Annotated in this window: 1 protein-coding gene; it reads right to left on the bottom strand. The window is 47.0% G+C overall.

The window, feature by feature from the left end:
• Positions 1–447: tetratricopeptide repeat protein (locus HC176_RS16540; RefSeq protein ID WP_425338220.1), on the bottom strand; the 447-nt coding region annotated here is incomplete at both ends.

Here is a 447-nt window from a genome sequence, read left to right as displayed (position 1 = left end):
ATGGCAAGCTCATCGAATTCCAGGCGCATGTGGGTTTTCTCCCGCCATACTCTTGCCTCATTGATGGTATTACTAAGTGGATATTTGTGAAGTACATAATTGAAAGCTTCTAAAGCAGGAACAAAACGCTGGTCATAATATCTCGCCTTTCCCAGCAAAAGATAGGCTTCATCTACTTGCGGATTCTTCTCGGAACCTTCTATCAACATGGAATGCCGTTGGATGGCCTTTACCGCTTTTTCTTCGGCTACTGCGAAATTCGGGTTCAGGTTTTCGCCCGGTGCCAGCACTTCCTCCCGCATCTCCATTCGCTCTACCGGCAATATGCCCCAGTAATTATCCAGGTAAGTCTCGTTTAACGCCTCAACTCCAAGGTCCAACGCGAGATTTCCGTTGTAGAGCGTGTTATATTCTGCAGTTACAGCATGCCAGTTGCGGTTAAGAAAG

The organism is Tamlana crocina (assembly GCF_012037625.1).
This window is presented reverse-complemented; position numbering and strand designations above follow the sequence as displayed.